24 protein-coding genes are annotated in these 19901 nt (G+C 60.2%); 6 read left to right on the top strand and 18 right to left on the bottom strand.

From position 1 onward, the window contains the following. Nucleotides 1-2: 2 nt before the first annotated feature. From AC1DNI_RS07490 to AC1DNI_RS07480, 3 genes are read left to right on the top strand one after another with little or no spacing between them, the layout of a single operon-like run. A complete protein-coding gene (locus AC1DNI_RS07490) occupies nucleotides 3-524 on the top strand; it encodes a tyrosine phosphatase family protein (RefSeq protein ID WP_027229836.1) in 522 nt (173 codons plus the stop codon). Continuing rightward, nucleotides 521-1480 (top strand): NUDIX hydrolase, encoded by a 960-nt coding sequence (locus AC1DNI_RS07485; protein ID WP_477691372.1) that lies wholly within the window; start codon nucleotides 521-523, stop codon nucleotides 1478-1480. Before AC1DNI_RS07490 ends, AC1DNI_RS07485 begins: the two co-directional genes overlap by 4 nt. A 10-nt stretch (nucleotides 1481-1490) precedes the next feature. Then, a complete protein-coding gene (locus tag AC1DNI_RS07480) occupies nucleotides 1491-2003 on the top strand; it encodes a cupin domain-containing protein (RefSeq protein WP_477691371.1) in 513 nt (170 codons plus the stop codon). 2 nt (nucleotides 2004-2005) lie between these two features. On the opposite strand, the gene panB is transcribed toward AC1DNI_RS07480, so the two are convergent. From panB to AC1DNI_RS07450, 6 genes are all read right to left on the bottom strand, one after another. Then, a complete protein-coding gene (panB, locus tag AC1DNI_RS07475; protein WP_477691370.1) occupies nucleotides 2006-2821 on the bottom strand; it encodes a 3-methyl-2-oxobutanoate hydroxymethyltransferase in 816 nt (271 codons plus the stop codon). Nucleotides 2822-2842: 21 nt separating this feature from the next. Continuing rightward, nucleotides 2843-3688: a pantoate--beta-alanine ligase gene (gene panC / locus AC1DNI_RS07470; RefSeq protein ID WP_477691369.1), complete on the bottom strand. Its 846-nt coding sequence runs from the start codon at nucleotides 3686-3688 to the stop codon at nucleotides 2843-2845. Continuing rightward, a complete protein-coding gene (gene nadC / locus AC1DNI_RS07465) occupies nucleotides 3685-4563 on the bottom strand; it encodes a carboxylating nicotinate-nucleotide diphosphorylase (protein WP_477691368.1) in 879 nt (292 codons plus the stop codon). Before nadC ends, panC begins: the two co-directional genes overlap by 4 nt. Further along, a complete protein-coding gene (locus tag AC1DNI_RS07460) occupies nucleotides 4563-6122 on the bottom strand; it encodes an L-aspartate oxidase (RefSeq protein ID WP_477691367.1) in 1560 nt (519 codons plus the stop codon). Before AC1DNI_RS07460 ends, nadC begins: the two co-directional genes overlap by 1 nt. 15 nt (nucleotides 6123-6137) lie before the next feature. Further along, nucleotides 6138-7211, bottom strand: coding sequence for a quinolinate synthase NadA (nadA, locus tag AC1DNI_RS07455; RefSeq protein ID WP_477691366.1), 1074 nt, complete (start codon nucleotides 7209-7211; stop codon nucleotides 6138-6140). 162 nt (nucleotides 7212-7373) lie between these two features. Beyond that, nucleotides 7374-7586 (bottom strand): hypothetical protein, encoded by a 213-nt coding sequence (locus AC1DNI_RS07450; protein ID WP_091948875.1) that lies wholly within the window; start codon nucleotides 7584-7586, stop codon nucleotides 7374-7376. A gap of 142 nt (nucleotides 7587-7728) precedes the next feature. Between AC1DNI_RS07450 and AC1DNI_RS07445 the strand changes: the two genes are divergently transcribed. The 3 genes from AC1DNI_RS07445 to AC1DNI_RS07435 all read left to right on the top strand — a co-directional run bounded on the left by AC1DNI_RS07445 (nucleotide 7729) and on the right by AC1DNI_RS07435 (nucleotide 9656). Next, a complete protein-coding gene (locus AC1DNI_RS07445; RefSeq protein WP_477691365.1) occupies nucleotides 7729-8967 on the top strand; it encodes an MFS transporter in 1239 nt (412 codons plus the stop codon). A 90-nt stretch (nucleotides 8968-9057) separates the two neighbouring features. Continuing rightward, a complete protein-coding gene (locus AC1DNI_RS07440; protein ID WP_477691364.1) occupies nucleotides 9058-9240 on the top strand; it encodes a type II toxin-antitoxin system HicA family toxin in 183 nt (60 codons plus the stop codon). 23 nt (nucleotides 9241-9263) lie between these two features. Beyond that, nucleotides 9264-9656, top strand: coding sequence for a type II toxin-antitoxin system HicB family antitoxin (locus AC1DNI_RS07435; RefSeq protein WP_091948869.1), 393 nt, complete (start codon nucleotides 9264-9266; stop codon nucleotides 9654-9656). 36 nt (nucleotides 9657-9692) lie between these two features. Here the strand turns inward: AC1DNI_RS07435 and AC1DNI_RS07430 are convergent, their stop codons facing one another. From AC1DNI_RS07430 to AC1DNI_RS07375, 12 genes are all read right to left on the bottom strand, one after another. Further along, entirely contained in the window at nucleotides 9693-9980 is a 288-nt protein-coding gene (locus tag AC1DNI_RS07430; RefSeq protein ID WP_027229850.1) for a PTS sugar transporter subunit IIB, read from the bottom strand. 30 nt (nucleotides 9981-10010) lie between these two features. Then, nucleotides 10011-10472: a PTS sugar transporter subunit IIA gene (locus AC1DNI_RS07425; protein ID WP_027229851.1), complete on the bottom strand. Its 462-nt coding sequence runs from the start codon at nucleotides 10470-10472 to the stop codon at nucleotides 10011-10013. A gap of 18 nt (nucleotides 10473-10490) precedes the next feature. After that, complete coding sequence (locus AC1DNI_RS07420; protein ID WP_027229852.1) at nucleotides 10491-11894, bottom strand: PTS galactitol transporter subunit IIC; 1404 nt, start codon at nucleotides 11892-11894, stop codon at nucleotides 10491-10493. A 232-nt stretch (nucleotides 11895-12126) separates the two neighbouring features. Next, on the bottom strand, nucleotides 12127-12645 hold the full coding sequence (locus AC1DNI_RS07415) for a PaaI family thioesterase (protein WP_091919117.1): 519 nt from the start codon (nucleotides 12643-12645) through the stop codon (nucleotides 12127-12129). Continuing rightward, nucleotides 12642-13418 carry a DNA repair protein RecO gene (recO, locus tag AC1DNI_RS07410; protein WP_027229854.1) on the bottom strand — a complete coding sequence of 259 codons (777 nt, stop codon included), beginning with the start codon at nucleotides 13416-13418 and terminating at the stop codon, nucleotides 12642-12644. The genes AC1DNI_RS07415 and recO overlap by 4 nt, the downstream gene beginning before the upstream one ends. A gap of 18 nt (nucleotides 13419-13436) precedes the next feature. Beyond that, nucleotides 13437-14357, bottom strand: a complete 921-nt coding sequence (era, locus tag AC1DNI_RS07405; RefSeq protein ID WP_027229855.1) for a GTPase Era — start codon at nucleotides 14355-14357, stop codon at nucleotides 13437-13439. Continuing rightward, entirely contained in the window at nucleotides 14354-15067 is a 714-nt protein-coding gene (gene rnc, locus AC1DNI_RS07400; protein WP_027229856.1) for a ribonuclease III, read from the bottom strand. The genes era and rnc overlap by 4 nt, the downstream gene beginning before the upstream one ends. A 7-nt stretch (nucleotides 15068-15074) precedes the next feature. Further along, nucleotides 15075-15848, bottom strand: a complete 774-nt coding sequence (gene lepB, locus AC1DNI_RS07395) for a signal peptidase I (protein ID WP_027229857.1) — start codon at nucleotides 15846-15848, stop codon at nucleotides 15075-15077. Nucleotides 15849-15935: 87 nt separating this feature from the next. Then, nucleotides 15936-16340, bottom strand: a complete 405-nt coding sequence (gene acpS / locus AC1DNI_RS07390; RefSeq protein WP_477691363.1) for a holo-ACP synthase — start codon at nucleotides 16338-16340, stop codon at nucleotides 15936-15938. Further along, nucleotides 16337-16900: a DUF2062 domain-containing protein gene (locus AC1DNI_RS07385; RefSeq protein WP_027229859.1), complete on the bottom strand. Its 564-nt coding sequence runs from the start codon at nucleotides 16898-16900 to the stop codon at nucleotides 16337-16339. The genes acpS and AC1DNI_RS07385 overlap by 4 nt, the downstream gene beginning before the upstream one ends. A gap of 71 nt (nucleotides 16901-16971) precedes the next feature. Further along, nucleotides 16972-17550: an orotate phosphoribosyltransferase gene (gene pyrE, locus AC1DNI_RS07380; protein ID WP_477691362.1), complete on the bottom strand. Its 579-nt coding sequence runs from the start codon at nucleotides 17548-17550 to the stop codon at nucleotides 16972-16974. 21 nt (nucleotides 17551-17571) lie between these two features. Beyond that, the gene (locus AC1DNI_RS07375; RefSeq protein ID WP_091948855.1) at nucleotides 17572-19788 is read right to left on the bottom strand and encodes a RelA/SpoT family protein; all 2217 of its coding nucleotides are present in this window, start codon (nucleotides 19786-19788) and stop codon (nucleotides 17572-17574) included. Nucleotides 19789-19901: the final 113 nt, after the last annotated feature.

The raw sequence follows: 19901 nt of genomic DNA, 5'->3' as shown, positions 1-19901 counted from the left end.
CCATGCCGCACATCGTCGTTTCTCCCCTATCCCGCATCGCCGAATCCGCAATCCGCTTCGGCGCTCGCGACATGATCACGCTCATCAACACCGGCACGCCGGTGATGCGGCCCGCCGAAATCGCCGAGGCACGCCACCTTTTCCTCGGCTTCAACGACATCATCGAGCCTGCCGAAGGCATGACCTTGCCGGCGGTCGATCATATCCACCAGCTTCTGATCTTCGGCCGGCGCTGGGACCGGCAGGCGCCGCTGCTCATCCATTGCTATGCCGGTATATCGCGCTCGACCGCGGCCGCCTATATCACGGCGCTCGCCCTCAATCCGGAACTCGACGAAGCGGACCTGGCGCAGGCGTTGCGCCGCAACGCGCCATCGGCCACGCCCAACAGCCGCCTCATAGCCCTTGCCGACGACATGCTCGGGCGAAGGGGCCGCATGGTCGATGCGGTCAAGGCGATCGGGCGAGGGGAAGAGGCGTTCGAGGGTACGCCGTTCATTCTGCCCCTGAGCATTTCCGTATGACGGGTACACCCAACGCGGTCGAGATCAATTTGAGCGCAGCGATTGCGGCTGTGGCCAACAACGACCCGTTGATCCTTACGACAGCTTCCAGTGACGACATCGAACGCGACGAGTTGCCATTCGGTCCGTTCAATCCGCTGGAGCACCGCACCTTTGAGGCGGGCCTGCGCGAATGGGTCGCCGAGCAGACCCCCTTGCGGCTTGGTTATGTCGAACAACTCTATACGTTTGGTGATCGTGGGCGGCACAAGACTGCGGAAGATCGCGATCTTCACATCGTCTCGGTAGGTTACCTCGCCCTCACACGCATTACCGACGACAACAAGGAGTCCCTGCGCAAATCAGGCGCGCGCTGGCGCAGCTGGTATTCGTTTCTTCCCTGGGAGGATTGGCGCGGCGGCAAGCCCGCATTGATCGACGAGACGGTTCGTCCTGCCCTGCGCAGCTGGGCCGAAAGGAGCGGTGTTCCTGCGCGTCTCAGCCGCTTGCGGCTCGCGTTCGGGGAGGATGGCATAGCGTGGGACGAAGAGCGTGTGCTCGAGCGGTACGAATTGCTGTATGAGGCTGGCCTTATCGAGGAAGCCGTGCGCGACGGGCGGACCAACGATACGGCTCTGTCGCGCCAGCTCGGCGTTTCGATGAGCTTCGATCATAGGCGCATCCTTGCTACGGCGATTGCGCGGCTGCGCGCCAAGCTGAAATACCGGCCGGTCGTCTTTGAACTCATGCCGTCCACCTTCACGTTGACCGCCCTGCAGGAGACGGTGGAGGCGATTTCCGGCCGCCACCTGCACAAGCAGAACTTTCGCCGTCTGGTCGAGACCACGGAACTGGTGGAGCCCACTGGCGCCGAGCAATCGCAACCGCGCGGGCGGCCCGCAGCTCTCTATCGCTTCCGGCATAATGTGCTCGAAGAGCGCAGCGTCGCGGGTCTCCGGGTCGGCGGACGGACCTAGGGAGGAACCCATGAGCACGAAACCTGTATCGATCAATGCCGACGGCATTTCCGAGCCCTTTGCGGCAGAAGACGTTCCGTGGGAGGAATGGTCGGAAGGCAGCCGATACGGAACGCGCTTCCGCTATCTTTCCGGTCACGGCGGCGCAACCCATGTGGGCGTGGCGCTCGAAGAACTGGCGCCCGGAATGGAGTCGAGCCTCAACCACTATCATATGCTCGAAGAAGAGCAGGCCTTTGTGCTTGCGGGCGAGATGACACTGCGGCTTGGCGACAAGACCTATCGCATGAAGAGCGGCGACCATATCTGCTTTCCAGCCGGCCAGAAGGCGGGCCATTCCTTCTTCAACCACAGCGATGCGCCCTGCCGCTTCATCATCATCGGCGAGAAGAACCCGAACGACGTGATCTTTTACCCCGAGACGGGACGCGTCGGCGTGCGCCTCATGGGTGAAGGCTATGACCGCGCGGCCAAAATGGACTATTGGGAGGGAGCCGATACGCAGGGAAAGCCGTTGAAGTAGTTCTACTTCAACGGGTAGACATTCTCATCGCCGGGAAAAGTCCGCGAGCGAACATCGTCCGCATAGGATTTGACTGCCGCGTCGATGGCATTTCCGACCGCGCCATAGACCTTCACGAAACGTGGCGGCTTCGGATTATATCCGAGCATGTCCTCAAGAACGAGGATCTGGCCGTCGCACTCCCGTGACCCGCCGATGCCGATGGTGGGAATGCTGCTTTCGCGCGAAATTTCCGCCGCAAGCGGTTCAACGATGCCTTCGAGCACAACCGCGAAGGCTCCCGCCGAGGCGACGGCTTGTGCATCCGCCTTGATGAGGGGCCACAGCGCCGTGTCCCGTCCTTGCGTCTTGAAACCGCCAAGCGTGTTGATCGATTGCGGGGTCAGGCCGACATGCGCCATGACCGGGATGCCGCGCTCGGTGAGAAAACGGATCGTATCGGCCATCCGCACGCCGCCCTCGAGCTTGACGGCGCCGCAGCCGGTCTCCGCCATGATCCGCGCGGCATTGCGAAATGCGACCGCCGGACTTTCCTCGTAGGAGCCGAAGGGCATATCGACAACGACGAGCCCGCGCTTCGACCCGCGGACCACTGCGCGGCCATGGGCAATCATCAGATCGAGCGGAACGCCAAGCGTCGAATCCATGGCATAGAGCACCATGCCGAGACTATCGCCGACGAGGAGAATGTCGACATGATTGTCGACGATCCGCGCGGTATTGGCGTGATAGGCCGTCAGCGCGACAATCGGCTCGCCGCCCTTGCGGCCGAGGATCTCCGGTGCAGTGATCCGGCGCGTTACGATTTCCTGGCTCATAGGGTCTCCTCCCCTGCTACGTCAGCCGATGACACGCTGGTCGATCAGGCGGACCTTGCCGAAGCGCACGATGAGCAGAATGACCACCGGCTGCCGGAACTTGCCTGAAACGGGATCGAGCGTCTTGGCGTCGCGGATATCGACGGACTCGATCGTGCCGCGTTTTTCCGATTCAAGTATGCCGCGCACCGCATTGCGGATCGCGGGAACCGAGCGCTGGCCCTGCGCAACCATTTCCTCCGCCTTGGCCAGCGACCTTGACAGAATGACCGCGGCCTTGCGGTCCGCTGCCGTGAGCATGGCATTGCGCGACGAGCAAGCCAATCCATCCGCTTCGCGAACCGTCGGGACACCTATAATATCGATCGGCATGTTCAGATCATCCACCATGCGGCGAATGATCGTCAGCTGCTGGTAGTCCTTCTCGCCGAAGAACGCCTGGTCCGGCTGGACAATATTGAAGAGCTTGGTGACGACGGTGGTCACGCCGCGGAAATGGCCGGGGCGGATCTTGCCGATGAGGATGCGCGACAGCACCAGATTGTCGACGATCGTGTGCGCGCCAGGTCGATAGATTTCCGCGACTTCCGGCGTAAAGACATAATCGACGCCTTCGGCCTTCAGCTTGGCAAGGTCGCCGTCCATATCGCGCGGGTAGGTCGACAGGTCTTCGTTGGGGCCGAATTGCGTCGGGTTGACGAATATGGAAACGACCGTGATGTCGGTCGCGCTTTTGGCCCGGCGGACCAACTCCATATGACCGATATGCAGATAGCCCATGGTCGGGACGAGGCCGATCGCCTTGCCCTTCTGGCGTTCAGCCTTGAGCGTCGCGCGCAGCTCTGCAACCGTAGCGATGACTTTCATGCGATTTCAATGTCCAGTCCGATATCGAGCGTTGGCGCAGCCATAGTGATTTTTGATGTCGAAATATAGTCCACGCCTGTTTGCGCAACAGCTTTAATCGTATCGAAGCTTATCCCGCCGGACGCTTCGAGGACCGCGCGGCCGCCATTGATTCCAACCGCCTTTTCAAGGAGTTCCGGGCCCATATTATCAAGCAGAATCACATCGGCACCGGCTGCCAGCGCCTCTTCGAATTGCTCCAGACCATCGACTTCGACCTCGATTTTCACAAGGTGACCGGCATAGGCGCGGGCGGCCTCTATCGCCCTCGTCACCCCGCCTGCCACGGCGACATGATTGTCCTTGATGAGAATCGCATCATCGAGCCCGAACCGGTGATTGGCGCCGCCGCCGCACTTCACGGCATATTTGGCAAAGGCGCGCATGCCGGGGATGGTTTTGCGCGTATCGCAGACGCGCGCCCCGGTATCCTTGATGAGATCGACGAATTTGGCGGTATAGGTCGCGATTCCGCTAAGGTGCATCAGGTAGTTGAGGGCGACACGCTCGGATGAAAGAATAGCCCGCGCATTGCCCGAGACCCGCGCAATATCCTGGCCGGGCGAGATGGTCTCGCCATCTTTCGCGAACGCCTCGAATTCGGGCCTCGGGTCTATCAGCGCGAACGCCGTCCGTGCAAAGCCCATGCCGCACAGGGTGCCAGCCTCACGGCTTGAGAGCACGGCGGTCGCCGTGGCTTCCTCGGAAAGCGTGGCGTTGGTCGTTATATCACCGGCACGCCCGAGGTCCTCGCGCAAGGCGCCGCGTACGGCCTCCTCGATCAGGAGCTGCGGGAGCGAAGGCGGAAACGCAGAACCAGCGGGCCGGTGCGCCATCACGCGACCTCACGCATGTCTTCAACTGCGCCGTCGGCATCTGCCAAGGTCAGGAAGGTGCGATGCTGCCATTCCGGACGCGCCTCGGGGAAATCCGTGCGGAAGTGGCCGCCACGGCTCTCCTCGCGGCGCAAGGCACTGACCGCGACCAGTTTGGCCGTTGCAAGCACATTGCGGAATGCCGTGTCGCGATTGGCTGTCTCAAGTTCGAGGATTGTCTTCAGACCTTCCAGCATGTCCGTCCGGTTGCGAATGACGCCGAAGCTCGCACTCATCGTCGTGCGCAAACGCGTCATTGCCGGCGTATCCGCCTCCGCGGTGAGGTCGTCCCGATCGACCGATCCCTTCGACCAGTCGCCGGCGAAAGCCTCGCTTTCATTGCCGATCCTCGCAGCAATTCTTGCTGAAAATACAACAGCTTCGAGCAAGGAGTTGGATGCAAGGCGGTTTGCGCCATGGGCGCCGGTGGACGTGCACTCGCCGCAGGCCCACAGGCCGTCGATCGAGGTGCGGCCATCAGCATCAGTCAGGATGCCACCCATGAAATAATGCGCGGCGGGCGCAACCGGGATCGGCTGGACGACCGGGTCGATCCCGGCATCGCGGCAATATTTGTAGACGGTCGGAAACTCTTCGGCGAACGAGGCGCCGACAGCCTCGGTGCAATCGAGCCAGGCACCCTGCCCGCTCATAACTTCGGCATAGATGCCGCGTGCGACCACGTCGCGCGGCGCAAGCTCGGCATCGGCATCGATCTTCAGCATGAAGCGTTCGCCGGCGTCGTTGATCAATGTCGCACCATGGCCCCGGAGGGCTTCCGTCGCGAGCGGCGCCGGGTCCTTGTCGACGTTGATCGCCGTCGGGTGAAACTGGACGAATTCCATATCCGCCATCATCGCGCCGGCGCGAGCGGCCATGCCTATGCCCTCGCCCCGTGCCTCTGGCGGATTTGTCGTGACCGCATAAAGATGACCGATGCCGCCGGTCGCAATGACCACATTGGAAGAGGTGAGCCGCACCTGGGGTCCGCGACCGGCCTCGCTGCGGGCGATCACGCCCTCTACCGAACCGTGCGCCGTAACGATGTCCTCGACAACGTACCCTTCCATCACCCGGATCGAAGGTGTCGTTTCGACCGTCTTGACCAGCGCCTGCATGATGGCGCGGCCGGCCATGTCGCCCCGCACGCGGACGATGCGGCTTTCCGAATGGGCCGCCTCACGCGATACCTGGAGCCTGCCTTCGAGGTCGCGGTCGAAAGGTACGCCATAGCCAAGAAGATCGTGCACCCGCGCCGCGGCCTCGCTTGCCATCAGCCGGGCGATGGTCTCGTCAACGATGCCATCGCCTGCGGCGACAGTATCGGAAACATGCTTCTCAATGGTGTCACCTTCGGAAACAGCCGCGGCGATACCGGCCTGCGCCCACGCGGACGAGGCGCCGCGCCCGATAGGAGCGGCGGCGAGCACCGTCACAGGCCGCGGGGCAAGTTTCAGGGCGCAGAACAGCCCTGCAAGACCACCACCGATGATAATTACCGGTTCCGTTTGATTGGACATCGGGCCAGCCTCCGATCAGTTCCTGAGGTTCACCATGCGCTCGACCGCAAGCCGCGCGCGCTCGGCGACGAGCGGATCCACGTGAATTTCGTCGCGCATATAGACGAGGCTTTCCAATATCTTGGGCAGCGTGATGCGCTTCATGTGCGGGCAAAGATTGCACGGCTTGATGAATTTCACGCCGGGAACCTCGGACTCGATGTTCGATGCCATCGAGCATTCGGTGACAAGCAGCACCTTGGCAGGACGATTGTTCTTCACATAACCGATCATTCCGCTGGTCGAACCGGTAAAGTCGGCGACGGCAACGACCTCCGGCGGGCATTCCGGATGGGCGATGATCTGGATGTCCCGATCAGCGGCCTTATAGGCCAGCAATTCCTCGGCCGTGAAACGCTCATGCACCTCGCAGTGGCCTTTCCAGGTCAAGATCTTCACCTTGGTCTGCGCGGCGACGTTCTGGGCGAGAAACTCATCGGGAATGCACAAGACCCGGTCGACGCCGAAGCTCTCCACCACCTCAACCGCATTGGCCGAGGTGCAGCAGATATCGCTCTCGGCCTTCACCTCTGCCGAGGTGTTGACGTAGGTGACGATCGGAACGCCAGGATAAGATTCGCGCAGCAGGCGCACGTCGGCGCCGGTAATCGATTCGGCAAGGGAACAGCCGGCCTTCATATCCGGGATCAACACAGTCTTTTGCGGATTGAGCAGCTTCGAGGTCTCGGCCATGAAATGCACGCCGCATTGGACAATGATCTCCGCATCGACCTTGGTCGCTTCCTTAGCAAGCTGGAGCGAGTCGCCGACGATATCGGCAACGCAGTGGAATATTTCCGGCGTCTGGTAGTTGTGCGCTAGAATGACGGCATTGCGCTGCTTCTTCAGCCGGTTGATCGCAGCCACATAGGGCGCGTAGACCGGCCATTCGAGCCGCGGAATGTGATGCGAGACGCGCTGGTAGAGGTGTTCAGTCTCGGCCGCGACCTCGGGCGTATATGACAGATCGGGCATATCGACGACGCCGAAGCGGTCCGCCGCGGTCCTCACCGTGGAACGCTCTGCCGAAATGCGGGCGGGGTTGGTCATATTCCATTTCCTCCTGAACACGCCTCCCATTTATACTCAAATTGAGCATATTTATGGGCAAAAGAAAAACGGCAAGGCCGTGGGCAGTTACATAGGAGATTATTTTGCTGGCTTCAAGCGGTGTTCGAAAGAAAAGGCACGCTCTTTCCCTCGAAGGGATCATCAGCGATGGCGGTAGTTGTCGTTGTAGTAGCGGTACTGCTGATCGCGTTTGAACGGGCTGTCCCCGCCGAGGCGCGGCGTGCAGTCGGTAAAAATCCTCGCGTTGAAATCCGTCGGACGATCGCAGAATACCAGGGGGCTGACATCACCCGAACTTGCGCATCCGGCGAGAAAAAGCAGGCTTATCGACAAAAGCGCTAGCGAAGGTTGCATATGCCAAATCTCTCAATTTGCTTGATTTTACCGAGGCAGGAACGCCCAACCCATCAAACTCATTTAAGCAACAATCAACTCAATTCAATTGATTGCATGGAAGAAAGCGCTAATGCTCAGCGCTCTTAAAGGAGCGCATACCATGTCCCAAGCCCAAGCATCGACCGCCAAGCAGCCGGGCGTGCCCTGGCTCATCATCATTGCCGGCTGCCTGATCGCCCTCCTTACCTTCGGCCCGCGTTCGGCCATGGGCTTCTTCCAGTTGCCGCTTCTTTCCGAAAAAGGCTGGGACCGCACAACCTTCGGCATGGCGATGGCGCTGCAAAACCTGTTCTGGGGCGCTGGCCAACCGATCTTTGGCGCAATCGCCGACAAATTCGGCACGTGGCGTGTCCTGCTTCTTTCGGCGCTACTTTATTGCAGCGGTCTTCTCGTCATGGCCTGGGCCACGTCACCCGGCCTCCTTTATCTCGGCGGCGGTGTGCTGGTCGGGCTTGGCGTCGCGGCCGGTTCCTTCGGCATCATTCTTTCGGCCTTTGCGCGCAATGTCACGCCGGCCAACCGCACGCTGGTATTCGGCATCGGGACTGCGGCGGGTTCGGCAGGCATGTTTGTCTTCGCGCCGATCAGCCAGGGGCTGATCGAGAGTTTTGGCTGGTCTGACGCGCTCGTCTATCTCGGCCTTGCCATGCTGATCATCCCGGTCCTTGCCATTCCGCTGCGGGGCAATTCCTCGAGCGGCAGGGTCAGCGAAAGCCATTACAAGCAATCGATCGGCGAAGCGTTGCGCGAGGCATTCGGGCACAAGAGCTATATCCTCCTGACCACCGGCTTCTTTGTCTGCGGATTTCAGGTCGCGTTTATCACCGCGCATTTCCCGGCCTATATCGGCGATATCGGCATCGATGCGAAATACGCCGTCCTTGCCCTCGCCCTGATCGGTTTCTTCAACATCATCGGCTCGCTCGCGTCCGGCATCATCAGCCAGCGCTATTCGAAGCCGAAGTTCCTTTCCTTCCTCTATCTCGGTCGTTCGGCGCTCGTCACCGCGTTCCTGCTCCTGCCGCAGACCGGCACTTCGGTGATCATCTTCTCGATACTGATGGGGCTGATGTGGCTTTCGACCGTGGCTCCGACGAATTCGCTCGTCGCCATCATGTTCGGAACAAAGCACCTTGGAATGCTCGGCGGCATCGTGTTCCTGTCACACCAGATCGGCTCGTTCCTCGGCGTATGGCTCGGCGGTTACCTCTACGATCATTTTGGCAGCTATAATCCCGTCTGGTGGCTCGGCGTGGCACTCGGCATCTTTGCGGCCATCGTGCACTGGCCGATCGAGGAAACGGCCGCAGTGCGCCCGGCGCTGCAGCCGGCGGAGTAACTGTTTCGATAGTGCGCATTTTGATGCGCACCGAACTTGACACGCTTACGCTACAATGCGTATATAGATGCGCATTGTTGGGGTTTGCTTGTGGAACGCGATAGCAAAAAGATCATCAAACGCCTCAATGACGAAGGGTTTGAACTCGTTTCGGTTCGCGGTTCCCACCACAAATTTCGCAAAGGCGAAATTACCCTAATCATCCCGCATCCCAGAAAGGACCTGCCGCTCGGAACGGCACGTTCCATCGCAAAGGACGCGGGATGGATTTGATGACAAGACAAGGAGCAATATCCATGCGCCACTATTTTGCCCTCGTCCAACACGACGACGATAGTGCCTACGGCATCCAGTTTCCGGATATAGCCGGCGTCTACTCGGCCTCTGACGATGTTGACAATATCGTGCCAAATGCCGTCGACGCGCTGCGACTTTACGCGGAAGACATGGAGCTTCCCGCTCCTTCAGGTCACGCCGAAATCATGGCGAGGGAAAGCATCCGCGAGGAACTTGCGAATGGCGCTTTTCTCATATCTGTGCCGCTCATCGACAATGATACAGGCGTGGTGCGGGCCAATGTCACTTTCGAACGCGGCTTGCTGCGGGCCATCGATGAAACAGCAAGGGCGCGCGGATTGACGCGCGCCGCCTTTTTGGCAAGTGCCGCGCGGCAAGCGATAGAAGCCTGATGCCGCGCTATTTCGCTTGGAAAAAACCTCTTCCGCTCAGTCGCGCAGAGCGGCTTCGATCTTGTCGAGGGCATCGGCCTTGCCGATCCCGGTCAGGAACGCCAGAGTCGTGATGACCGGCTTGCCGAGGTCCTTCGGCAACTGGGTGGTCGATACGACGAGATCGACATCATCGATCTGTCCGGCCACTTCCGTCGCCTTGCACTGACGGGTGTTGATGCGGATGCCGCGATCCTTGAGCGCCTCTTCGACCGCGTGTGCGACGACGGTCGAGGTGGCAATGCCGGTTCCGCAGGCAAATAGCACTGTCTTCTGCTTGGCCATCTGTTCTTTTTCCTCCTTGAAATATCAAACCTAGCCGAGAAGTCCCAGCACGTCTTCCGCGGATTTTGCGGCGATGAGCGCAGCGATGATTTCCGGCGACTGGATTGTCCCGGCTATCTCCTGCAGCATTTCCACCTGCTTGTCCTTGTCGTTGAGCGCCATGACGAAAACGACGCTGACGGGAAGCTTCTCGTCGGGGTCCTCCATGTTCGAGAACAGCACCGGCTCGGCAAGCGTTGCAAGCGCTAGGCCGGGCTTGATGACATGGTGCGGATCGGTATGGGGCACCGCAACATTGTTTGCGCCGCCGAGCGGCAGCCCCGTCGGCAGCGCGGCTTCGCGCGCCACGACGGCATCGGCGTAACTCGGCTTCACATATCCGAGCCCTTCGAGGCGCGCCGCGAGAATGCGGATCACCTCTTCGTCGCTCGATGCCTTGACCCCGAGGACGATTGCCCCGGGATCAAGCGTGTTCAACAAGGCCTCAGCCATTCATTCACTCCACTTCGTTCAGGCGTTCTGGTCCACAGCGTCGTCGGCACCCGCGGCGCGTTCCCATGCGGCCGTGTTGCGGCGATAGGCCCAGAATGCGGCGGCGATGATGGCCGCAAGCACAACGAGACCAATGACGCCGAGGTTCTGGATCAACGCGATGACCACATAGGGTATCCACAGGAAGCCGTCGACCACGCTGGTAATCTGCACCGCATTGGCCGGCATCTGGAAGCCCGACGATTGGGCCGCGGCGGTGAACAGCGGTGCAAGCGCGTTCGCGACATAGAAGCCGACCGCGAGCGTTATCGTGCCGACGATGACCATGCGGAACACATTGCCCTTCAGGAGCGGCGCCGTCATGGCAACGATGAACGGAATGACCGCAAGATCGGCGAAGAGAATGACGCGGTTGCCCGGCAGGATCACCGACAGGATGATCGCGATCGGCACCAGGATGAGCGACGACGAGATTGCCGCCGGATGACCGATAAGGATCGCCGAGTCGAGGCCGACGAGAAGTTCACGGTCGCCGGTGCGCTTGCGCACGAACTCCTGTGCGGCGTCGGAAACCGGCAGGAGGCCTTCCATCAGGATCTTGACCATGCGCGGCAGAAGCAGCATCACGGCGGCGAGCGTCATGCCCGTCTGCAGGATCTTCGTCAGCGCCGTGCCGAAATCGCCGGCATTGTAATAGGCGATGGCGCCGAGGACGAGACCGATGATGAGGCCGAGGATGACCGGCTCGCCGAACACGCCGAAACGGCGCTCGAAGGTCTCGGTATTGAGTTCGATGCGGTTGATGCCCGGAATGCGATCGATGATCCAGTTGATCACGATCGCGATCGGCAGGATCTGCGCCGAGGCGAGATGCGGCACCGAAATGCCCGGAATGCCGTAGAACTGCTGTACTGCCCGCGCCGACCAATCAGCAAAGAGCAGACAAAGCGCAACCATGAGCGCGGCAACGACGAGGCCATAGGCAAGGCTGTCGGTCGCGGCAACGGCGAGCGAGCCGATGAAGGCAAAGTGCCAGAAATTCCACACGTCGACGTTGAGCGTACGGGTCAGGCGCGTCACCAGAAGAATGATGTTGATGACGATGGCGATCGGGATCACCCAAAGGCCGACAGAGGAGCCGAAAGCGATCGCCGCGGCTGACGGCCAGCCGACATCGACGATATCGCGCTGAATGCCGGTATTGGTAACGATGGCCTTCGCGACATCGCCAATCGACGTCAGCATCAGGCCAAGTACGAGATTGATGCCGATGAAGGCGACGCCGATGGTGACAGCGGCGCGAAACGCCCTGCCCGGCTTCGCGCCGAGCACCAGCGCAATGATAAAGATTACGATCGGCAAGAGGACCGTCGGTCCCATTGCGTCGACAGCGGCCTTGAGGCCCGCCAAGAAACTATCCATGTTTTCCTCCCCGGCAGTCGCGCGGACTGCGTTCACCCAACAGAACTTTTGTATTCTGCCCAATATCAATGTTTATCAATGGGAAATTTCAGCCGTCAACGTGCGACAAACGCTCAAGTCGCGACAGAAGCGAAAAACAAAGGGTTTTCAACAAAATTTATGGAAAGTGTGACTTACTTGCCGCGCATTTGCGGCACCGGCACAATCGGACTGCCCGTTTCAACACGAGGCTCTACTTGCTGCGCACGAAACTCTCGAGCGGAAAAATCGCGCAGGTTTCAGTGCCGTGCGCGAGCAGCTTGCCGTTCTTGTCCCTGAGGAACGCCTCTGACGTTGCAAGCGTGCGGCCACGATGAATGAGCCTCCCCTCGCACAGAACGAGGCCCATATCGGCCGTCAACGGCCGCACGAGGTTTACCTTGAATTCTGCAGTCGTATAGGCTTCGCCCGGTTTGAGCGTGGTCATGATGCAGCAGGCAAGAGCCGAGTCCATCAGTGTCGCAACCCAGCCACCATGGATTCCGCCCAGCGGATTGCGATGCTCGGGCCGCGGCAAGCCCTTGAAGACGACACGGTCCTGTTCGACTTCATGCAAGGTAAAGGACAGGGTCTGGGCCATGGGCGGCGCGGGATAGTCGCCGCGCAACATCGCCTGCAGGATGTCGAGGCCGCCGCGTGTGGCGAGGTCGGCGAGCGGAAGCAGGCCGACACCGCCTGGGAACTCGACCGGAGACACGTCGTCATAGCTCATGGAAGGATCGACCTTTCCTGCACCGGCGCCGTTGCCCCGGCTGCATTTGACAATGAACGCCCGAGCGCAGCGAGAAAACCGTCGCGGGCTTCCGGCGATCGCTGCGCCCGCGGCTCCCAGATATGGCGGTTGAAAAAGTAGCCGGTCAAGCGAAAGGCGCTGATGACTTCGTTCAGCGATGCGGCGCGCACCGTGGGGCTCGACATGAAGGGCGGCATTTCAAGAAGCTTTTCAGCCCATGGTGCGCCGGCATCGCGCGACACCGCCCGTCCCGATTTCGGCGAGACATAGGCAAGGTTCTCGTGGCCACCCGTAGCGGCGCAGGACTTCAAGTCGAGGCCGAAGCCAAGTTCTTCGAGCATCGTCAGCTCGAAGCGGAGGAGCAGCTCACCGGCGATCAGCGAATTGTCGCAATGCTCGACAATGACATTAAGAATTTCAAAGAGGTTCTGATGCGGATCCCGCTCGGGCAGAAGGCGCAAATGGGCAGCTGCTAGCTGGAGGCCGTAGAGCGCGACCGGCTGTTCGATCAGCCGTGCTGCCGCGAATGCCACCGGCTCGACCTGCATCATGCCGAGGTGCTCGTCCATGCGCGCGCGCCAGATCACGTCGACGCGGTTGCCTGCCTGAAGCATAGGCTGCATGCGCCGGGAACGACCGCCGCGCACCAGACCGAGGTGCCGGCCATGGTCACACGTCATCAGTTCGAGGATGGCGCTGGTTTCGCCATGCCGCCTCGTCCCGAGGATTATTCCTTCATCACGCCATTCCATCTAAAGATGGTCGCGCTATCAGTGCGGGAATTCAAGGCCCATTTCGCGGTAGCGCTCGGGGTCGTTCCCCCAATTGTCGCGCACCTTGACGAAGAGGAACAGATGAACCTTCTGCTCGAGGATCTCCATCAACTCCTTGCGCGCCGCCTGACCGATCGACTTGATCGCCTCACCCTTGTGGCCGAGAACGATCTTCTTCTGGCTGTCGCGCTCAACATAGATCACCTGGCTGATACGGACGGAGCCGTCCGGCTTCTCCTCCCAGCTTTCGGTCTCGATGGTCGAGGAATAGGGAAGCTCGTTGTGAAGGCGCAGGTAAAGCTTTTCGCGGGTGATTTCGGCCGCGAGCATGCGCATCGGCATGTCGGAGATCTGGTCTTCCGGATAATACCACGGCCCCTCGGGGAGATTGTCAGCGAGATACTGTACGAGGTCCTTGCAGCCATAGCCCTTCAGCGCCGAGATCATGAAGGTCTTATCGAACTTTACCTTATCATTGGCGGCCTGTGCGAGTTCGAGGAGCTTCGGCGGTTCGATCCTGTCGACCTTGTTGAGAACGAGGATGACCTTGCGCTTCTTTTCGTGGAGGCTGTCGAGGATCGCCTCGGCCTCTTCATTGATCCCAAGTTCGGCGTCGATGAGAACGAGGATCAAATCCGCGTCCTTGGCGCCGCCCCAGGCGGTCGTGACCATGGCGCGGTCGAGCCGCCGCTTCGGCTTGAAGATGCCGGGCGTATCGACGAGCACCATCTGAGTCGGCCCGTGAATGACGATGCCGCGCACAAGCGCCCGTGTCGTCTGCACCTTGTGGGTGACGATCGATACCTTGCTGCCGACCAGCTGGTTGACCAGCGTCGATTTACCGGCATTCGGCGCGCCGATGAGCGCCACAAAGCCTGATCGCGTCGGTACGCCGGTTTCCTGTTGATGTTCGGTCATTTCTCTTCTTCTTCCTGCGTCTTCTGACGGACACCTTCGCGATAGAGCAGTTCCACGGCAGCGTTCTGCTCGGCGATACGTTTCGAGCGGCCGGTGCCCGTGGCGGACGCAAAGCCCTTTACATCAACCTTGACGGTGAACAGGGGGTCATGATCGGGCCCTGTGCGGTCAACGACGCTGTAAATCGGTTGCGCGCCATCCTGCTGATGCGCCCATTCCTGCAATTCAGTCTTCGGGTCGCGCTGAGCCGAATTGATTTCACGCGACCGCGCGTTCCAGTAGCGTTCGATGAAAGGTTGCGCTGCTTCAAGACCGCCGTCCAGATAAATTGTGGCAATCAGCGATTCGACAACGTCGGCGCGCAGGCTCTTCAAGCGCTTGTCGGCTAGTCCCTTCACGTCCGAGCCCGTTCGAATGAACTCGTGGAGCCCGATCTCGTCGGCGACGGCCGCGCAGGTATCGGCATTGACGAGCGAGTTCAGGCGCAGCGAAAGCTCGCCCTCGCTCGCCGTCGGATAGGCGCGAAACAGAAGCTCGGCGATGACCAGCCCGAGCACGCGATCACCAAGGAATTCGAGACGCTCATAATCGGAACCGGCCGAGGGCCGAGCGCTCGCATGGGTCAGCGCACGCTCAAGCCGGCCGAGATCGCGAAAAGTGTGCCTCGTTTTTTCTTCCAGTCTGCGAACGGCGTCGGCGGACAGGTTCATCGGCTCATCAATTGGTTTTCACGGTGTTTGGCGCGCTGTTTACGCTGTGCAACAGGCGATCGAAGCGCAGTTCCGACGGCCAGCGCCAGATTTCGAGCGGGCTCGCCTTCCCGGCAATTGAGAAGAAAATGATATTGGCGCGGCCGATGAAGTTTTCGAGCGGCACATAGCCAACATCGAAGCGGCTATCGCTCGAATTGTCGCGGTTGTCGCCCATCATGAAGTAGTGACCGGCGGGGACGACGAATTCGCGCGTGTCGTCACCGATGCCGTTCGGCGTCAGGTCGAGCGTGTCATAGGTGATGCCATTTGGCAGGGTCTCGCGGTAGACGTCGACCGGGCGATTGACCTCGGTGACGTCCGGATTGTCGATCTGGCCGACCTTCTCGCGCGGAACGGCAACATCATTGATATAGAGCACGCCCTGGCGCACCTGAATCCTATCGCCCGGAAGGCCGATTACGCGCTTGATGAAATCGAGCGAGGTATCGTTCGGCTTGCGAAAGACAGCGATATCGCCACGCTTCGGCTCGCCGCTCCAGATGCGGCCGGAAAACAGGTCCGGAGCAAACGGAATCGAATATTTGGAATAGCCGTAGGAGAATTTCGAAACGAAGAGATAGTCGCCTTCAAGCAGCGTCGGGCGCATCGAGCCTGACGGAATGTTGAACGGTTGGAACAGCAACGTCCGGATGACAAGTGCGAGCAGCAACGCCTGCACGATGACGCTGATCGTCTCGCCAAGACCACCAGATTTCTTCACAACAGCTTTGTCACTCACGCTCGTCGTATCTCCGTAAACTCAATGTGACCCCTCTTAGCCGCTCGAAGCGCATGGGGCAATGCAGCCAATGGCTTTTGAATAAGGCTATTCTTCGATTTTCAACGCTTCAATAATCACGAATGCTTGTGCAAGCGGAAAGTCGTCGGTGATCGTGAGATGAACGCGCGCCGTGTGGCCTTTTGGAACGATCGCCTCGAGCCGTTTGGCGGCGCCATTGGTCAGATGCATCGTCGGCGCGCCGCTCGGCAGGTTGACGACGCCCATGTCGCGCCAGAACACGCCTTGCGCCAGGCCCGTACCGAGGGCCTTGGCGCAGGCTTCCTTCGCCGCAAACCGCTTCGCATAGGATGCGGCACGCTGTTTGCGCCGTTCGGATTTTGACCGCTCGATGGGCGTGAAAACCCGGGATATAAAACGCTCCCCATGGCGCTCCAGCGTCTTTTCAACGCGGGTAATATCGATCAGATCGCTGCCGATGCCGATGATCATGTTGGCTCAGGAACCCGGTGATGGTGCCGATGGAGGTGCCTGCGGCGATGCTGAAAGCCGGCGACGGCCCAGCGCACGGGAAAATAGACGATCACGGCCGCAAGGAGCCCGAGCGGTACCGCGCCGATCAGCATTGGCTCGATCACCGGACCCCACAGTACCGAAATATCGAGATGCCTCAGCATGTGGCCGAGATGTTGTGGCATGGGCTCGCCTTGCAGCGAACCGGTCATAACGAACCGGCCAACCTCCAGCGTCGCCGCCCAGATGAAGGGCAGGACCAGCGGATTTCCGAGCGTCGTTCCGATGACGGCTGCAGCAACATTGCCGCCGATCAGCCAGGCAATGGCAAGCGCGACCGCGATGTGCACCCCGAGAATGGGGATGAAAGCGGCGAAGATGCCGCAAGCAAAGCCGGACGCGATCGCGTGCGGGGTCGCCCGAAGCCGGAGCACCCGCTTGCCGAAATAGCGCAGCGACCGCCCGACCGAACGACGCGGCCATAGCGCCAGGCGCAGCCGCTCGCGAAAATCAGGTTTGTTGCGCCTCTTGAAAAGCATTCTCGTTCAATATCCTCGATATGCCGCGCCGCCGGCAATAAGCCGCGTCGTCGCCTCTGCCAAATAAGGGATCAGATGTTGCGACTACCCGGTTTAACGGGCGGAATTGCGGCAAGTTCCGGCGGAAGTTTATCCGCGGGATAGGCAGGCACTTCATACTCGGCCAAAGCAACCAGCGGCACGCCGACATCGCTCTTGCCGGCGGAACGGTCGATGATGCAGGCCGCCGCCAACACGTCTGCACCGAGTTCCTTCAGGCACGTCACCGTCTCGCGGATCGAAAGCCCTGTCGTTACGATGTCCTCCACGATAACCACCCGCGCGCCTTTGGCTATGTCGAACCGGCGCAGCTTGAATATGCCGTTTTCGCGCTCGACCCAGATCGCCGGAACACCGAGATGGCGGGAGGTTTCGTAGGCTGGGATGATACCACCGATGGCCGGCCCGACCACATAGTCAATTTGGCCAAGCCCTGCCGCCTTGATCTTCTCGGCGAGGGCGCGACAGACGCGCTCGGTCTTGTCCGCATGCATGAAAACCCGCGCCTTTTGCAGGAAGATCGGGCTGCGCAAGCCCGACGTCAAAATGAAATGACCTTCTAGTATCGCGCCCGCATCACGGAATACATCCAGAACTTCGCTCGTGTTCATCTTTCCCTCAATCAATTCTGGCTAGCCATTGACGCGCTGCGCATCGCTGACACATTTGCTCTCTTTAAGTTTCGACAATATCCGGTTCAAATGCTTGAGGTTCCACACTTCGAGATCGACGATCATCTGGGTAAAGTCGGGCGCGGTGCGAACCATCGAGAGATTGTGAATATTGGTCTCGTTCTCGGCTATAATCTGCGCGATCTCGGCGAGTGAGCCGGGTGCGTTGATGGCCGATATACTGATACGGGCCGGAAAACGGTCGCGGCTGTTATCGTCGATGTCCCAACGGACGTCGATCCAGCGCTCCGGCTGATCGTCATAGGCCATTAGCGCCGAAGACTGGATCGGGTAGATGGTCATGCCCGCGCCCGGCTGCAGGATGCCGACGATGCGGTCGCCCGGCACCGCACCCTCCGGCGAGAAGTGCACCGGCATGTCGGGGCTTGCGCCGCGGATCGGCAATGCATTGGGACCGCCGGGCGTCATGCCCTCGGCTTCCGCGCCCTCCGGCATTTTGAAGATCATGCCGGACGTATTGCGGAAATTGACCCAGCCCTCCTCGCGTTCGGCAGCGGGCTTCGGCTTGGAGTCCTGATATTCGGGATAGACGGCCTTCATCACATCCGACGACGGCAGTTCGCCGCGCCCGACGGCGGCAAGCACATCGTCGAGTTCCTTGCGTGCGAGGCGTTGCAGCCCCTTCTTCAGTTCGTCGCGCGAATAGACCTTTCCCGCCCGCTCGAAGGCGCGCTCTAGGATCTGCGTGCCGAGGCCAGAATATTGTTTACGGACGGCGATACGCGTGGCGCGGCGGATGGCGGCGCGCGCCTTGCCGGTAACGACAATCGATTCCCAGGCGGCCGGTGGCGTCTGCGCCTTGGAGCGTATGATCTCGACCTCGTCGCCATTGTGGAGTTCGGTCATGAGCGGCATGATGCGGCCGTTCACCTTTGCCCCGACGCAACTGTCACCAATATTCGTGTGGACCGCATAGGCAAAGTCGATGGGCGTCGCGCCGCGCGGCAAGGCGATCAGCCGGCCCTTCGGCGTGAAGCAGAAGACCTGATCCTGGAAAAGCTCGAGCTTGGTGTGTTCGAGAAATTCTTCGGGATTATCACCCTCGGCAAGCGCCTCGATGGTCTGGCGCAGCCAGGCATAGGCGTTTGTCTCGGTCGAAATCACATGCGGGTTCTGGGCGCTGCCGCGATCCTTGTAGATCGAGTGCGCCGCAACGCCGTATTCGGCGATGTCGTTCATCTCGCGGGTGCGTATCTGCAGTTCGACACGCTGGCGCGATGGCCCGACGATGGTGGTATGGATCGAGCGGTAGTCGTTCTGCTTCGGGGTCGAAATGTAATCCTTGAAGCGGCCAGGCACCATAGACCAGGTGGTGTGGATGATGCCAAGCGCGTTGTAGCAATCGGCGACGGTATCGACGACGACGCGAAAGCCGAAGATATCCGACAGTTGCTCGAAAGACAGGCCCTTGCTTTCCATCTTGCGAAACACAGACCACGCCTTCTTCTGGCGGCTTTTGACGCTGGCCTTGATGCCATGCTTGGCAAAGAGGTTGGAGAGGTCGGTCTCGATCTGCTTCAACGTTGCGCGGTTCTTCTCCATCAGTTCCGCGAGCCGGTTGGTGACGGCGTTGAAGGCTTCGGGATTGATATAGCGGAAGGCGAGTTGCTCCAACTCCTCGCGCATATCCTGCATACCCATGCGACCGGCGAGCGGCGCATAGATATCCATCGTCTCCTCGGAAATCCGCAGGCGCTTGTCTTCCGGCACGTGATGCAGCGTGCGCATATTGTGCAGGCGATCGGCGAGCTTGACGAGGAGGACGCGCACGTCGTCGGAGATCGCAAGGAGAAGCTTGCGCAGGTTCTCCGCCTGCACCGCCTTTTTCGAGACGAGATCAAGTTTCTTGAGCTTGGTCAGTCCTTCGACAAGCTTGCCTATATCCGGACCGAACAGCGTGTCGATCTCCTGTCGGGTCGCGGACGTATCTTCAATCGTGTCGTGCAACAGGGCGATGGCGATTGTCGCCTCGTCGAGATGCATGTCGGTGAGAATTGCTGCAACTTCCAGGGGATGCGAAAAATAGGGATCGCCCGACGCGCGCTTCTGGTGGCCGTGCTTCTGCATGGCATAGACATAGGCTTTGTTCAGAAGCGCTTCATTGACGTCAGGCTTGTAACGCTGGACACGCTCGACAAGCTCATACTGACGCATCATGGACGAAGACCTCACACACAGAATTGGCCGAACACGAAATTGTTATGGCGACTATATGGTATTGCACCACGGGAGCCGCAAAAATAATGCGCCGCAGAAAGCTGCGACGCATC

The organism is Phyllobacterium sp. 01N428 (assembly GCF_056399405.1).
Note: the sequence above shows the minus strand (reverse complement) of the source record. Positions and strands in the feature narration are given on the sequence as shown.